This window comes from Pseudomonas sp. S37 (genome assembly GCF_016658545.1).
GTDB lineage: Bacteria > Pseudomonadota > Gammaproteobacteria > Pseudomonadales > Pseudomonadaceae > Aquipseudomonas.
In genome coordinates this window covers 1-14,229 of sequence record NZ_JACVZC010000068.1, presented here as the reverse complement: position 1 = coordinate 14,229, position 14,229 = coordinate 1, and the positions used below count along the sequence as shown (strand labels likewise).

Here is a 14,229-nt window from a genome sequence, read left to right as displayed (position 1 = left end):
CCTGAAAACCTTGGGCCAGAGCGGCAAAACGAAAAAGTCACATCTTTTTCAATAAAATTTGCAAATGGCCATGATAGAGGGCATAGTTTCCTCCTTCTAAAGGATTACAGACACGGTCGTGCCCATGCTGAAGCGCTTCGCACCCCTCGTGCCACTCGCACTCGTGACCCTGCTTTTTGGCTGCGCGGCCCACGGCCCGGCTTCTCAATCAGAGCAGCAGCCCCAGGCTCACACCCCCATCGCCGCACAGTCGGCAATCAAGGCCAAAGCCTCGTCCTCGTCGGTGTTCGGCGAACCGGAAGAGCTGGCCACCGAAGATGACCTGCAGTCCTTCTCCAGCAGCAAGCCTTACCAGCTGCCGGTACTGGCTGACAGCATTCTCGAGCGCGGCATGTCGTTGATCGGCACCCGCTACCGCTTCGGCGGTACCTCGGAAAAGTCAGGCTTCGACTGCAGTGGTTTCATCGGCTACCTGTTCCGCGAAGAGGCCGGCATGACCCTGCCGCGCTCCACGCGTGAAATGATCAACGTCGATGCCCCGAAAGTGGCGCGCAACAAGCTCAAGCCAGGTGACTTGCTGTTCTTCAGCACCAATGGCCGCGGTCGCGTCAGCCATGCCGGCATCTACCTGGGTGACAACCAGTTCATCCACTCCAGCAGCCGCCGCAGCGGTGGCGTGCGCATCGACAGCCTCGGTGACCGCTACTGGAGCAAGACCTTCATCGAAGCCAAGCGTGCCTTGGCCATGGCGCCGACCAACATCGCGCGCAACTGATGGCCAAATGCTGTGCCCTGCCGCGGCGGCGATGCTTTGAAAAAAGCTCGCCGCCGTGCGCATTTACAGAAAGCGTCTAATCTAAATTCTCAACTCTTTTCGGCTGCTGCGCAGCGGTCCAAGACAGGATGTTCCGGCCATGGTAAAGATGGCGCGCTTCGCATTACTCTCCCTGGCAGCCTTGCTGGCTGCCTGCTCCAGCCGTGCGCCTGCGCCGGCCCCTGTGGTACAGCCACAGGTTACCTACAGCCAGCCCAGCCCTTCGCCGATTGCCGATGACGTATTGATTCGCGCCATTGGTCTGGTGGGTACGCCGTACCGCTGGGGCGGCAACACCCCGGATTCCGGCTTTGATTGCAGCGGCCTGATCAAGTACGTATACCGTGACGCCGCGGGTATCAGCCTGCCGCGTTCGACGCGGGAAATGATCGTCATGCGCGCGCCGACAGTCGATGCCAGCTCGCTGCAGTCCGGTGACCTGGTGTTCTTCGCTACCAGTGGTGGTTCGCAAGTCAGCCACGCCGGTATCTACGTAGGGGAAGGCCGCTTCGTGCATGCCCCCTCCACAGGTGGCACCGTACGCCTGGACTACCTGTCCAACAGTTACTGGGCCAAGGCCTACCTGCAGGCCAAGCGGGTGATCCCGCAAGGGCACCTCGCACAGAACCCCTGATTTCTGCTGCGCACTGGCAGCATCCCGCTACCGCGCATTGCCCTGCTGAACAAAGAAGATGGTCGCTCGATCCATCTTCTTCTGGAAAGGGCAATGACCTCCATTAAAGATCGCGTCAACCGCAGCCTCGATACACTCGATGCCGGCCGCCCTCTGGTGCGGCTGGTGTATGACATCATTCGTGACTACCCAGACCCTTTCACGTTGGCCAACCAGCATGCCGCTGCGATTTTGCGCAAGCACACCGGGCGGGCCATGTCGGCGCGTTTTATCTGGTGGCACCAATTCGAGAGCGCCAGCAGCAGTGCGCGTACCTTCACCGGCTGGCAGCATCACGGGCGGCCATTGAAGTCGATGCGCCTCGCAGAGCTGATCATCCGGCGCTTCGATTCGCACTTTCAAGAAGCACCTGACGACCTTGACCTCAATGGCGGGTTTTACAGGCAAGGCCCGCACGCCAACAGTTTCGATGAGCGAAACGAAGTGCGTATGCTGGGCAGCAACGTGAAGGCGGATTTGTGGGCGCTGGATTTTGCCCAGGCTAATCGTGAGCAGATCAATGGTTTCTGGCGTAAGCACAAAGCGCATTACCAGGTGCTGGGCAAGGTCAATGTCCTCGGGCAGGGGCGCCGGGCTCTGGATGGCGGGCGTATCAACCAGACTGACTGGGGGCGTTTACGCGCCTTGGTTGCCAGTGACCTGGCCGAGGGAGATTTGCCGACACTGGCTATTCTTCAGCGCAGCAGCAATGCCAACCCGTTTGTCATCAGCCGCTATGCACTGGATGAAAGCGACAGGGGCTGCCTCTATAGCCTGGCGGCAGCTGACGGGCGAACACTGCTGTACCTGCCATGGTCGGAAAAGGCATTTCAGGGCTTTGAGTCCGAGTTGACGATGGCAGCCTGGCTTCGCCAGCAGTTGGGCAACCCCAGCGTGATGAACGCATTTGCCACGGCCGCTCATGCCGACGCGCAACATGCAGAACAGGCGCATGGGATCCGTACCCACTTGCGCAGTATTGCCGACAGCCAGACAGACCAGGCGGCTGAAGCGTTACTGGCTTACATGAAGCGGCCGTTGAAGGGCGATTTCTTCGCCTATCTGAGTAATCAGGTGGCCCATGAAATGCGCATCAGTGCAGCGGTAATGACCAGCAATGCCGACCTGCGCAAGGCCATGTGGACGGGTTACCTGGGTGCGTTCATCAAGGTGTTCGGTGGCTTTGCCCCATTGGGTTGGCCTATGGCGCTGACACTGCTGGGCGCCAGTGTTGGCAAGGTCGGCCTGGAAGTAGATGTTGCGTTGAATACCCAGGATGAGCAAGGCCGCAAGGCAGCGTTGCGCAGCGCGATGCTTGATACCCTGTTTGCAGCGTTGAACATGGCAGACCTGGGCTTTCAATCCAGCTTTGCCTTTCTCACCTATGAGGCACCACAAAACGAGGCGGGCGCTTCGCTGGAGCAGTGGCAGGTGGCGCCTGCTGCCACATTGCCAATCGAAGGAATCGAGACCAATGCGCTGGTAGAAGGAGAGCTGGCACAACATGGTCGTTTGCATGGTGTGCGTGTCAACGATGACGGTAGCTGCTGGATTACCTTGAACGGGTTGTCTTACCGAGTGCGATACAGCCACGAGCTGTCAGCCTGGTTGGTTGTGAAACCTGATAACCCGTTCAGCTTTGGCCCCATTTACCCGGTGCGCCTCAATCAGCATGATGAATGGGAACTGCTGGTGCCGCCACGCTTGCTGGGAGGCACGCCGCCACCGGTTGAAGGCATGGGCAGTGTTTCGTCGCAGTTCTGGGATGCCTATACCTCGGTAAACGCAGTAGACAGCAAGATACTTTCGGCCAGTGCATTGCACCGGCAGAAAGCGCTGCTCAAAGACTGGGCTATTCCCGAATTGCCAGTAGGACAGGCGCCTGCACTGGACAGCCGTGGGTTGGACTGCATCCTGCAGGATGGCTCCCCTCAGTATACATACCGCTACAACCGCGACTATTTCAATTCGCTGATCGAGTATTACACCTGCGATGAAACAACGGTAAACGACGTGTTCCGGGTCGGGTTCTACAAGTATGGCGATGAAGATGACTACCTGCTTGAGCTTGCTGGCAATCTGGAGCGCCTTCCCAAAAACCAGGATGTCAGCCTGTATCGTGGCGGCCATTTATCACGAGGTACCGGCGGGGAGCGATATCGAACGGGGAAGTTGAAGGTTGGTGATGTGCTGGTGAATACCGATTTGACATCGTTTACTGAAAATCCCTACATGGTCACAGCTTTCGCCTCTCAGCGTTCTGCCCAGGCGCCTATTGGCCAGCCGGGTATCTTCGATGACACTTCCGTGGTCTTTGAGCTGCCGGCCAAGGCCTACCAGGACGGTACGCCCATCAGTGCCTTTTCACTTTATTGGGATGAAGCAGAAACGCTGTTCCTGCCAGGAAGGTATTTTCGGATTGACAAGCTTCAGCAAGTGTATGGGCAGCATTACCGCTTTATTCACGTCACCCTGAGACAAATCGAAAAACCTGCTGCCGGGCCATTTTACGACTTGCGTACCGGCCAGGAATTCGACCTGTCCAGCTACCGGGCCCGGTTTCGCACGCCAGCTTTGGCAGACCGCTTCTTCCCTGGTTAATAACACCTCGCGCCCAGACATATCTACAGCCGCCGGAGGAGGGCGGCTGGCGACCATTTCGTTTCCGGTATCCATCAGGAAACGACTATGTACGATCTGCAACAGGCAATGCAGCACAACCTTCATGTATTGGGGGTTGGCCATGAGCTGGCGCAGCTGGCACGGGATTTTGTACGGGATTACCCCGACCCCTATCGGCTGGCCCGCACCCATGCCGGCGAAATCCTGCGCCGGCACACGAAGAAAGACTGGGACCCGGATCGTGTCTGGTGGCATCAGTTCACGGGCGCAAGTTCCAGCAGCCGCAGTTTCAATGGCTGGGCGCACAGTGGCCCGCCAATCAAGTCGCTGCGCCTGACCGAACTGGTCATCGAACGTTTTGACCTGGGCTTCCAGGATGCTACCGATGAGCTGGACCTGTATGGCGGCTTCTATCGGCAGGGCCCGCACGCTCCATGGTTTGATGAGCGCAACGAAGTGCCGATGCTGGCGCGGGAGGTGCAGCGCGACTTCTGGAAACTGGATTTTGCCCAGCTTGTGCGCCAACAGGTGAATGACTTCTGGGCCACCCGGTCTGGCGACTTTCAGGTGTTGGCCAAGGTCAACCTTTTGGGGCAATGCGTGCGTGCATTGCGTGACGGTACCATCAGCGCGGACGACGCTGCTCAACTGCGATGCTTGGTAGATACCGCTTTGAAACCGCAGGGCAGCGTGCCGACCCTGAAGCAATTACGCCAGGCGGCTGCTCCCAGCGAAGTAACCGTAAACGCCTGCCACCCCGCAGGTGCAGGGCGGGTATGGATGTATGTGCTGGCGCTGCCCAGCGGGCGAACAGTGCTTTACCTGCCTTTCGACGAGCAGGCCTTGCGCGGCTTTGACTCGCAGCAAGCGATGGCGGGATGGTTCAAGGCGCAGTTGGGTTCTCGGGATGGTTTGCAGCGCGTGCTGGCGGGCATCGTCACAGACCCACAGCTGACGGTGGAAACGGATGATGCAAGGGAGGCACTCCAAGCCATCGCAGGAAGCCGTAGCGAGCACGAGGCACTGGGCCTCCTTCAGCGTAACTATCGCCCCTTTTCAACGGACTTTTTTGGCCACCTGGGCGAAGATGCCGCGCAGAACATGCGCCACAACGCCGAAATGCTGGTAGACAACCAGCGGTTACGGGAAGGGATGCTCAACGGTTATCTCGATGTATTGTTGCGTTTTACGTTTTACCTGGCGCCGCTGTGCCCCAGCCTGCCACTGGCGATCCTTGGGCTGTCGTTCGGCAAACTGTATGTAGACGTTGACCTGGGCCTGCATGCCCGTACCCGCGAAGGCCGCGAGGCGGCGCTGGGGGCGGCGATATTCGACAGTATTTTCGCGGCCATGGGTATGGTTGAAGTCGACACCAAGGCTTCGAGCACGCTCAAGGCGCTGTCGCATCAGCCTGCGTATCATGAAACAGGTGCTTCCCTGGTCGGCTGGCAAGTGGCACCCGCACCTGAAAAGGTCTTGCTGGGGCAAGAGGCCAATGTGGTGCTGGCGGGTGAGGCGCTCGGCACTGACGAGCTCAAGGGCATCCGGCTTGGCCCTTACGGTGAATGCTGGATCGATTTGTCCGGTTTGCCTTATCGCGTGCGCTATAGCAGCGAGCTCAAGCACTGGCTGATCGTTGACCCCGATAATCCGTTTGCCTTCGCTCCAATGCGACCGGTTCGCTTGTCTGGCACAGGTGAGTGGGAATTGCTCGAACCGCCACGGCTGAAGGGGGGCGCACCCGGTGACGGCCTGGCGAGTGAGCCATCACCCTTCTGGGATGAGTACATGCGTAGCAACCAGCAACGCAGTGCTGCAATGTCCTCCGAGGCGCATGTGAGGCATAAGGCGCTTCTGGACGCCGGGGATATTGCTTCAGTGCCCAATGGTGGCGAGCCGTTGTATGACGCCCAGGACTATGAATACGTCGAGTACGAAGGGGTGGCGCATTACACGTACCGGGAGGGTGCGCACTATAACAACAGTTTGATCGAGCTCTACACCTATGATGATTCAATCAACAATTACCTGCGCATGGGTGATCAGCGCGGCTGGCCGGTCAGCTACCTGAACAAGCTGGCAACCAGCATGGAGCGCCTGCCTCGGGACGCTGCTGTGCCGCTGTACCGCGGCGGGCACGGGGTGCGCGGCACCAGTGGCGTGCATTTTCGCAGTGGCCGTTTCAAAGTGGGTGACACCTTGGTCAATACCGACCTCTCATCCTTTACCGAAAACCCCTACATGATGCGCAAGTTCGCTGCCGACCCGGACGACATAGCGAGCACTGGGGAGCATGGCGTGTTCGATGAAAGTTCAGTGGTGTTCGAATTGCCTGCCGGGGCGTATTCAAGTGGTGTTCCGGTCACGGTATTTTCCAATTACAAGGAAGAGGCCGAAACCTTGTTCATGCCGGGTGCCTACTTTCAGATCGAACACATCGGCCAGATTACCGGGGCCGACTATCGCTTCGTCAACGTTCGCTTGCGCCAGGTACCCAAGCCGGCGTCCGGCCCGGTGTATGACTTGCGCACTGGTGAGTTGTTTGTCAGGCAGGCCTATGTTGAACGCCTGGGCAACCCACGATTGGTCGAACGGTTTTTCCCCGCCTGATTTTAAAGGTGGCAGGCGCCTCAGGCTTGTTTGAGCAGCAACGCTACCCCCGGGAAGTATTGGCCTGATTCGTTGTGCAGCTTGCGGTACGCATACGGGAAGTACCAGGCGATGGCGCAGGCGGTGTGCTTCTGCAGGTCATCGACCAGGTCCTGCAATTCCTCGGGGCTGGCGTGCTGGCCTGGCTTCCAAGGGGTGATGAACAGTGCCCCGGCTTTCAACTGGCTGGGGTAGGCCACCTGGCGGGCCAGGGCAGCGGTTTGTTGAAGGGCGGGTGCCACGTCCAGCTTGGCGAACTTTGGCCAGCGTTGGCTGATGCTCAGATACAGCACTTCGTCAGCACTGCTGATTGACAGATCGCAGCGCCCTTCATATTCGCCTTCGTCGCGCTGTTTCTTGCCGGCAAATTGCTCCAGCGCCGCCAGTTCAGCCTGCCAGGCCGCTGCAGCCAGCATCCCGGTGTTGGCGGCTGCGCCATGCCAGTAGGGGGCTTCGGCGTCGCCGGCAAACTGGTTGAAGCGGTCGATACAGTCGATCCAGCGTTCCAGCACCGGGCTTAGGAACTGCAGGTTTGTGTTGTTGATGATCTGGCCTCGCATACTGCGCTCTCCTGTTGTGGCTGTGGTTGCATGCAGTTGAGAGTGGTGGCTATGTGATATCAGTGTGGCACAGGTTGGCGTAAAGGCCATTGCACGCTGTTTGCGTGTTCAGCCTTGTGAAGCCTGCTTCGATTGACGCTCCCGGTACAACCCTCTAACCTTCGCGCGTGTTTCAGGTGCCCTGCCAGTCTCGACTGGGCAGGGTGAAACTGGGAAGCCGGTGGGCGCCAGCAGGGCGCGATTCCGGCGCTGCCCCCGCAACGGTAGGTGAGTCGCGGCCGCGCAGGGCCACTGGGTGTGCGTACCCGGGAAGGCGCGCAGGCCAGGGCCAAGGCCCGCTCACAAGCCCGGAGACCGGCCTGATATCTGCCAACGGCATCACGGAGGGTGATGCGCGGTGCACCGTGGCGCCTTGCCATGGCCCCTGCGCGTTCTCCGTCTGCCTGCCTAATCCCTGCCGCCGCGCCTTGCCGTGGTGCCAGCCTGCGGAGAACCCCATGAGCGAATCCACCGACCGCGACGAACGCCACCTGGCGCGCATGCAGCGCAAGAAGGCGATCATCGACGAACGTATTGCCAATTCCCCCAACGAATGCGGCCTGTTGCTGGTGCTGACCGGCAATGGCAAGGGCAAGAGCAGCTCGGCCTTCGGCATGCTTGCGCGCGCCCTGGGCCATGGCATGCAGTGCGGTGTGGTGCAGTTCATCAAAGGCCGCAACAGCACCGGTGAAGAGCTGTTCTTCCGTCGCTTCCCCGAGCAGGTGCGCTACCACGTGATGGGCGAGGGCTTTACCTGGGAAACCCAGGACCGCCAGCGCGACATCGCCGCCGCCGAAGCGGCCTGGGCGGTATCGCGCCAGTTGCTGCAGGACCCAAGCGTGCAGTTTGTGGTGCTGGATGAACTGAACATCGCCCTCAAGCACGGCTATCTCGACCTTGACCAGGTGCTGTCCGACATCCAGGCCCGCCCGCCGATGCAGCACGTGATTGTCACCGGCCGCGCTGCCAAACCTGAAATGATCGAACTGGCCGACACCGTGACCGAGATGGGCATGCTCAAGCATGCCTTCCAGGCCGGCATCCGCGCACAGAAGGGCGTCGAACTGTGAGCCAGGCGCGCCATTGCCCCGCCGTGCTGATCGCGGCACCCGCCTCGGGCCAGGGCAAGACCACCGTCACTGCCGCACTGGCTCGCCTGCACCGCAACCTCGGGCGCAAGGTGCGGGTGTTCAAGTGCGGCCCGGACTTTCTTGACCCCATGATTCTCGAGCGGGCCAGTGGCGCGCCGGTGTACCAGCTGGACTTGTGGATGATCGGCGCCGAGGAAAGTCGGCGGCTGTTGTGGGAAGCGGCTGGCGAAGCCGACCTGATCCTGATCGAAGGGGTGATGGGGCTGTTCGATGGCACCCCGTCCAGCGCCGACCTGGCGCGCCACTTTGGTGTGCCGGTGCTGGCGGTGATCGACGGCACGGCCATGGCCCAGACCTTTGGCGCACTGGCCCTGGGTCTGGCGCGTTACCAGGCCGACTTGCCGTTTGCCGGTGTGCTGGCCAACCGGGTGGGCAGCCTGCGCCACGCGCAACTGCTGGAAGGCAGCCTGACCGAAGGCCTGCGCTGGTATGGCGGTTTGTCCCGCGAACGCGGCATCGAACTGCCCAGCCGTCATTTGGGCCTGGTCCAGGCCAGCGAACTGAATGACCTGGATGCCCGCCTGGACGCTGCCGCCGAGGCGCTGGGCGCCAGTTGCGATGCGGCGTTGCCGCCACCGGTAAGCTTTGCCGAACCTGAACCGCAAGCCTGCCCGGCCTTGTTGGCGGGTGTGCGTATCGGCGTGGCGCGGGACGAGGCGTTTGCCTTTACCTATGGCGCCAACCTCGAGCTGCTGCGCAACCTCGGTGCCCAGCTGGAATTCTTCTCGCCGTTGCACGACCGTGAGTTACCTGCGGTAGACAGCCTGTACCTGCCGGGCGGCTACCCTGAGCTACACCATCACGCGCTGGCGGCTAACGCACCGATGTGCGAAGCGATCCGTGCCCACCACGCACAGGGCAAGCCGTTGCTGGCCGAATGCGGCGGGATGTTGTACCTGCTCGATGCCCTGACCGATGTGGCCGGCGAGCGCGCCGAATTGCTTGGCCTGCTGGCGGGCGAGGCGACCATGCAGAAGCGCCTGGCGGCTCTGGCCCTGCAGGCGGTGGAATTGCCGGAAGGCACCCTGCGCGGGCACACCTATCACCATTCGCTGACCAGCACTGCGCTGGAGCCGATCGCCCGCGGCCTGAGCCCCAACGGCGGACGCGGCAATGAAGCGGTGTATCGCCTGGGCCGGCTGACGGCCTCTTATGTGCATTTCTACTTCCCCTCCAACCCGGATGCGGCGGCGGCGCTGTTGCGGCCATGAGCGAACACGCTTTCAGCGAAGCCGAACGCGCCGCGATCTACCGGGCCATCGGCGAGCGCCGCGACATGCGCCATTTCGCCGGTGGCCACGTGGCGCCGGAGCTGCTGGGCCGCCTGCTGGCCGCAGCGCACCAGGCGCCCAGCGTTGGGCTGATGCAGCCGTGGCGCTTTATCCGCATCACCCAGCGCGACCTGCGCACGCGCATCCAGGCGTTGGTAGAGGCGGAGCGGGTACGCACTGCCGACGCGTTGGGTGAGCGTTCCGATGCCTTCATGAAACTGAAGGTGGAAGGCATCAATGATTGTGCCGAGCTGCTGGTGGCGGCGTTGATGGACAACCGCGAGCCGCACATTTTCGGCCGCCGCACCCTGCCGGAAATGGACCTGGCCTCGCTGGCCTGTGCCATCCAGAACCTGTGGCTGGCAGCGCGCGGCGAAGGGCTGGGCATGGGCTGGGTGTCGCTGTTCGACCCGCTGCAACTGGCGGCGCTGCTGGGTATGCCCGCCGGCGCCAAGCCGGTGGCGGTACTGTGCCTGGGGCCGGTCACCGAGTTCTACCCGGTGCCGATGCTGGTGCAGGAAAACTGGGCCGAAGCGCGGCCCTTGAGCGAAATGCTCTTTGAGAACCAATGGGGAGAGCGTCAATGAGTGTGGCCTTGCTGACTGTGGCCGGGGTGGCGCTGGATGCGTTGCTGGGTGAGCCGCAGCGCCGCCATCCGCTGGTGGCCTTCGGCAACATGGCCGGTAACCTTGAGCGCCGCCTGAATGCCGGCGGCCGCGGTTGGCGCAGCCATGGCGTCAGCGCGTGGTTTCTGGCGGTGGTGCCGCTGACCTTGGTGGCGCTGGTGCTGTCGTGGCTGCCGTACATCGGCTGGCTGGTGGATGTGCTGGCGCTGTGCTGTGCAGTGGGGCTGCGTAGTTTGGGCGAGCATGTGCTGCCGGTGGCCAATGCCTTGCGCCAAGGCGACCTGGAAGAGGCGCGGCGCCGGGTCGGCTTTCTGGTCAGCCGCGAAACCCGCGAGCTGGACGAGCCGGCTGTGGCCCGGGCGGCCACCGAGTCGGTGCTGGAAAACGGCAGCGATGCAGTGTTTGCCGCGTTGTTCTGGTTCGTGGTCGCCGGTGCGCCGGGCGTGGTGCTCTACCGCCTGAGCAATACCCTGGATGCCATGTGGGGTTACCGCAACGAACGTTTCGAGCGCTTCGGCTGGTGCGCGGCGCGCATCGACGACGTGCTCAACTATATTCCCGCAAGGCTGGTGGCGCTGACTTATGCGCTACTGGGCAAGACGCGCCTGGCGCTGGCCTGCTGGCGCAAGCAGGGCCCGCTGTGGGACAGCCCCAATGCCGGGCCAGTGATGGCTGCCGGCGCTGGCGCGCTGGGCGTTGAGCTTGGCGGCCCTGCGGTGTACCACGGCGAGCTGCATGAGCGGCCGCGCCTGGGTGAGGGGCCGGTGGCCGATGCCGACGCCATCGAGCGCGGCTGGGGGCTGGTGCAGCGCGGCGTGTGGCTGTGGCTGCTGGTGATTTGCCTGGGGGCCTATCTCAATGCTTGAACACGGTGGTCGCCTGCTACGCGCGGTGCGGCAATATGGTATCGCCCGGGAGCAGTGGCTCGACCTGTCCAGCGGCATTGCCCCCTGGTCATTCCCGATCCCGCCGATACCCATGGACGCCTGGGCGCGCCTGCCGGAGACCGAAGACGGTCTTGAAGACGCCGCACGCGCCTATTATGGCGCCAGCCAACTGTTGCCGGTGGCAGGTTCCCAAGCCGCGATCCAGGCTTTGCCGCTGCTGCGCGCAGCCGGCCGGGTAGGGGTGCTGAGCCCGTGCTATGCCGAGCACCCGTACGCCTGGCAACGGGCAGGGCATCAACTGGTGGAGCTGGATGAAGCGCAGGTCGAGGCGACGCTCGACAGCCTTGATGTACTGGTGCTGGTCAACCCCAACAACCCCACCGGTCACCGCGTGCCGCGTGAGCGCCTGCTGGCCTGGCATGCACGCCTGGCTGCCCGCGGTGGCTGGCTGCTGGTCGATGAAGCGTTCATGGACAACACCCCGGCAGACAGCGTGGTGGATTGCACCGAGCGCACGGGGCTGATCGTACTGCGCTCGTTCGGCAAGTTCTTCGGCCTGGCCGGGGTGCGCCTGGGCTTTGTCGTTGCCGAGCACAGCCTGCTGCTGCGCCTGGCCGAGTTGCTTGGCCCGTGGACGGTGAACGGCCCTACCCGGGTACTGGCGCAGACCAGCCTGGCGGATCAGGCCGCCCAGTGCGTACAGGTGGAGCGCTGTGCCGCCGCCAGCCAGCGGCTTGCGGCCTTGCTGCGCGGCGCCGGCCTGGCGCCCAGTGGTGGCTGTGACCTGTTCCAGTACGTGCGCAACGAGCGCGCTGCACAGCTGCACGACTTTCTCGCCCGGCGCGGCATCCTGGTGCGCTTGTTCGAGCACCCGGCAGCGGTGCGCCTGGGGCTGCCTGCCTGCGAAGCGGACGAGCAACGCCTGGCGCTGGCATTGGCGGACTATCAAAAGGAAACGGCATGACCACCCTCATGGTGCAAGGCACCACCTCCGACGCCGGCAAGAGCACGCTGGTGACTGCGTTGTGCCGCTGGCTGTTGCGCCAGGGCGTCGGCGTGGTGCCATTCAAGCCGCAGAACATGGCGCTGAACAGCGCGGTGACGGCCGATGGCGGTGAAATCGGCCGTGCCCAGGCGGTACAGGCCCAGGCCTGCCGGCTGGCGCCGCACACCGACATGAACCCGGTGTTGCTCAAGCCCAATAGCGACACCGGCGCACAGGTGATCATCCATGGCCGCGCCGTTACCAGCATGAACGCGGTGGCCTATCACGACTACAAGGCCATTGCCATGCAGGCGGTGCTGGCGTCGCACCAGCGCCTGAGCGCTGCCTGGCCGGTGGTGATGGTCGAAGGTGCCGGGTCGCCGGCGGAGATCAACCTGCGTGCCGGCGACATTGCCAACATGGGCTTTGCCGAAGCTGTTGATTGCCCGGTAATCCTGGTTGCCGATATCAACCGAGGCGGTGTGTTCGCCCACCTGGTAGGCACGCTGGAGTTGCTGTCGGCCAGTGAGCAGGCGCGGGTGAAAGGTTTTGTTATCAACCGCTTCCGCGGCGACATTGCGCTACTGCAACCGGGGCTGGACTGGCTGGAAGCGCGCACCGGAAAACCGGTGCTCGGCGTACTGCCGTACGTCACCGACCTGCACCTGGAAGCTGAAGACGGCATCGATGTGCGCCAGGGCGCCAAGCATGAGCGGGTGCTCAAGGTGATCGTGCCGGTGCTGCCACGCATCAGCAACCACACCGATTTCGACCCGCTGCGCCTGCACCCGCAGGTGGACCTGCAGTTCATTGGCCCGGGCCAGCCGATTCCGGCTGCCGACCTGATCATCCTGCCGGGCTCCAAGAGCGTGCGCGGCGATCTGGCACAGCTGCGCGAGCGTGGCTGGGACAAGGCCATCGAGCGGCACTTGCGCTATGGTGGCAAGCTGATCGGGATTTGCGGCGGCCTGCAGATGCTCGGCCGCCAGGTGCATGACCCGCTGGGTCTCGAAGGGGCCGCCGGCTCAAGCCCAGGGCTTGGCCTGCTCGACTATGCCACGGTGCTGGAAGCCGAGAAGCAGTTGCGTAACGTTGCCGGGACGCTGAACCTTGAAGCATCGGCAGTTACCGGTTATGAGATCCATGCCGGGGTCACCACTGGCCCGGCCCTGCAGCAGCCTGCGGTGCACCTGTCCGATGGCCGTTGCGACGGAGCCATCAGTGCCGACGGGCAGGTGCTGGCCACCTACCTGCACGGCCTGTTCGAAGGTAGCCAGTCGTGCGCAGCGTTGCTGCGCTGGGCTGGGCTGGAGGATGTGCAGGTGATTGATTACCAGGCCTTGCGCGAACGCGACATCGAGCGCCTGGCTGACCTGGTGGAAAAACACCTCGACACCGCGCTTCTGCGCCAACTGTGCGGGGTGGCCTGACATGCGCAACCTGATCCTTGGCGGCGCCCGCTCGGGCAAGAGCCGCCTGGCCGAGCAGTTGGCCAGTGCCAGCGGCCTGCCAGTGACCTACATCGCAACCAGTCAGCCGCTGGATAGTGAAATGAATGAACGCGTGCTGCTGCATCGCCAGCGTCGACCAGCTGAATGGGGGTTGATCGAAGAACCCCTCGCGCTGGCATCGGTGCTGCGCGCCGAAGCGGCGCCAGGGCGCTGCCTGTTGGTGGATTGCCTGACCCTGTGGTTGACCAACCTGCTGATGCTTGAAGACGAGCAGCGTCTGGCCGAAGAGCGTGACGGCCTGCTGGCCTGCCTGGAGCAGTTGCCGGGCACGCTGATTCTGGTCAGTAACGAAACGGGGCTGGGTGTGGTGCCGATGGGCGAGTTGACCCGGCGCTACGTCGACCTGGCGGGGTGGTTGCACCAGGCGGTGGCTGAGCGCTGTCAGCGGGTGGTGTTGACGGTGGCGGGGTTGCCTCTGGTGTTGAAAGGGGGGGGTTGTGA

The 14,229-nt window shown here is 62.7% G+C and carries 12 protein-coding genes and 1 riboswitch; of the genes, 11 read left to right on the top strand and 1 reads right to left on the bottom strand.

From position 1 onward, the window contains the following. The first annotated feature begins 124 nt into the window (after positions 1 to 124). From IAE39_RS19030 to IAE39_RS19015, 4 genes are all read left to right on the top strand, one after another. A complete protein-coding gene (locus tag IAE39_RS19030) occupies positions 125 to 775 on the top strand; it encodes a C40 family peptidase (protein ID WP_201205376.1) in 651 nt (216 codons plus the stop codon). 139 nt (positions 776 to 914) lie between these two features. Continuing rightward, on the top strand, positions 915 to 1,448 hold the full coding sequence (locus IAE39_RS19025) for a C40 family peptidase (protein WP_201205374.1): 534 nt from the start codon (positions 915 to 917) through the stop codon (positions 1,446 to 1,448). Between the two features lie 93 nt (positions 1,449 to 1,541). Continuing rightward, positions 1,542 to 4,088: a dermonecrotic toxin domain-containing protein gene (locus IAE39_RS19020; protein WP_201205372.1), complete on the top strand. Its 2,547-nt coding sequence runs from the start codon at positions 1,542 to 1,544 to the stop codon at positions 4,086 to 4,088. Positions 4,089 to 4,175: 87 nt separating this feature from the next. Continuing rightward, positions 4,176 to 6,719, top strand: a complete 2,544-nt coding sequence (locus IAE39_RS19015) for a dermonecrotic toxin domain-containing protein (RefSeq protein WP_201205370.1) — start codon at positions 4,176 to 4,178, stop codon at positions 6,717 to 6,719. 20 nt (positions 6,720 to 6,739) lie between these two features. On the opposite strand, the gene IAE39_RS19010 is transcribed toward IAE39_RS19015, so the two are convergent. Continuing rightward, a complete protein-coding gene (locus IAE39_RS19010) occupies positions 6,740 to 7,318 on the bottom strand; it encodes a hypothetical protein (RefSeq protein ID WP_201205368.1) in 579 nt (192 codons plus the stop codon). A 157-nt stretch (positions 7,319 to 7,475) separates the two neighbouring features. After that, positions 7,476 to 7,695: riboswitch (cobalamin riboswitch) on the top strand. A 120-nt stretch (positions 7,696 to 7,815) separates the two neighbouring features. Here IAE39_RS19010 and cobO point away from each other — a divergent pair. The 7 genes from cobO to cobU form a co-directional block, all read left to right on the top strand. Next, positions 7,816 to 8,427 carry a cob(I)yrinic acid a,c-diamide adenosyltransferase gene (gene cobO, locus IAE39_RS19005; protein WP_201205366.1) on the top strand — a complete coding sequence of 204 codons (612 nt, stop codon included), beginning with the start codon at positions 7,816 to 7,818 and terminating at the stop codon, positions 8,425 to 8,427. Further along, positions 8,424 to 9,719 (top strand): cobyrinate a,c-diamide synthase, encoded by a 1,296-nt coding sequence (locus tag IAE39_RS19000; RefSeq protein WP_201205364.1) that lies wholly within the window; start codon positions 8,424 to 8,426, stop codon positions 9,717 to 9,719. The genes cobO and IAE39_RS19000 overlap by 4 nt, the downstream gene beginning before the upstream one ends. Continuing rightward, positions 9,716 to 10,366: a 5,6-dimethylbenzimidazole synthase gene (bluB, locus tag IAE39_RS18995; protein WP_201205362.1), complete on the top strand. Its 651-nt coding sequence runs from the start codon at positions 9,716 to 9,718 to the stop codon at positions 10,364 to 10,366. The genes IAE39_RS19000 and bluB overlap by 4 nt, the downstream gene beginning before the upstream one ends. Continuing rightward, positions 10,363 to 11,271: an adenosylcobinamide-phosphate synthase CbiB gene (cbiB, locus tag IAE39_RS18990; RefSeq protein ID WP_201205360.1), complete on the top strand. Its 909-nt coding sequence runs from the start codon at positions 10,363 to 10,365 to the stop codon at positions 11,269 to 11,271. The genes bluB and cbiB overlap by 4 nt, the downstream gene beginning before the upstream one ends. After that, positions 11,264 to 12,256, top strand: coding sequence for a threonine-phosphate decarboxylase CobD (cobD, locus tag IAE39_RS18985; RefSeq protein WP_201205358.1), 993 nt, complete (start codon positions 11,264 to 11,266; stop codon positions 12,254 to 12,256). The genes cbiB and cobD overlap by 8 nt, the downstream gene beginning before the upstream one ends. Continuing rightward, on the top strand, positions 12,253 to 13,707 hold the full coding sequence (locus IAE39_RS18980; protein WP_201205357.1) for a cobyric acid synthase: 1,455 nt from the start codon (positions 12,253 to 12,255) through the stop codon (positions 13,705 to 13,707). The genes cobD and IAE39_RS18980 overlap by 4 nt, the downstream gene beginning before the upstream one ends. A gap of 1 nt (position 13,708) precedes the next feature. Next, a partial coding sequence (gene cobU / locus IAE39_RS18975; RefSeq protein WP_201205356.1) for a bifunctional adenosylcobinamide kinase/adenosylcobinamide-phosphate guanylyltransferase occupies positions 13,709 to 14,229 on the top strand: 521 nt, incomplete at its 3' end.

Bases quoted from the DNA above. Each gene is read 5' to 3' on its own strand.
- IAE39_RS19030 (WP_201205376.1), top strand. From the start codon at position 125: ATGCTGAAGCGCTTCGCACCCCTCGTGCCACTCGCACTCGTGACCCTG.
- IAE39_RS18980 (WP_201205357.1), top strand. From the start codon at position 12,253: ATGACCACCCTCATGGTGCAAGGCACCACCTCCGACGCCGGCAAGAGC.
- IAE39_RS19010 (WP_201205368.1), bottom strand. From the start codon at position 7,318: ATGCGAGGCCAGATCATCAACAACACAAACCTGCAGTTCCTAAGCCCG.
- cobO (WP_201205366.1), top strand. From the start codon at position 7,816: ATGAGCGAATCCACCGACCGCGACGAACGCCACCTGGCGCGCATGCAG.
- IAE39_RS19025 (WP_201205374.1), top strand. From the start codon at position 915: ATGGTAAAGATGGCGCGCTTCGCATTACTCTCCCTGGCAGCCTTGCTG.
- IAE39_RS19015 (WP_201205370.1), top strand. From the start codon at position 4,176: ATGTACGATCTGCAACAGGCAATGCAGCACAACCTTCATGTATTGGGG.
- bluB (WP_201205362.1), top strand. From the start codon at position 9,716: ATGAGCGAACACGCTTTCAGCGAAGCCGAACGCGCCGCGATCTACCGG.
- cbiB (WP_201205360.1), top strand. From the start codon at position 10,363: ATGAGTGTGGCCTTGCTGACTGTGGCCGGGGTGGCGCTGGATGCGTTG.
- cobD (WP_201205358.1), top strand. From the start codon at position 11,264: ATGCTTGAACACGGTGGTCGCCTGCTACGCGCGGTGCGGCAATATGGT.
- IAE39_RS19020 (WP_201205372.1), top strand. From the start codon at position 1,542: ATGACCTCCATTAAAGATCGCGTCAACCGCAGCCTCGATACACTCGAT.